Source organism: Bacillus cereus group sp. BfR-BA-01441 (assembly GCF_022663075.1).
Lineage (GTDB): Bacteria > Bacillota > Bacilli > Bacillales > Bacillaceae_G > Bacillus_A > Bacillus_A cereus.
In genome coordinates this window covers 1-210 of sequence record NZ_JAKUEU010000470.1, presented here as the reverse complement: position 1 = coordinate 210, position 210 = coordinate 1, and the positions used below count along the sequence as shown (strand labels likewise).

Here is a 210-nt window from a genome sequence, read left to right as displayed (position 1 = left end):
ATATGTTTGATATATTCTTCTTCTTCCTTTGTAAACACTATCTCATTTTGAGCTGTATTATTAGATATTTTCTCTATTAAAGAAGAAGAAGTATTTAATTGTGTATTATTTAACTGTGTATTTTTTTCACTGTGTATTCTTATAGTTCTTCCTTCTGAACACTCCAAATTCAACACTTCATTTTCGGCACTCCCTTTTCGACACTCCAAA

At 29.0% G+C, this 210-nt stretch carries 1 protein-coding gene; it reads right to left on the bottom strand.

The window, feature by feature from the left end:
* A partial coding sequence (locus tag MR107_RS31255) for a hypothetical protein (RefSeq protein WP_242293241.1) occupies window positions 1–210 on the bottom strand: 210 nt, incomplete at both ends.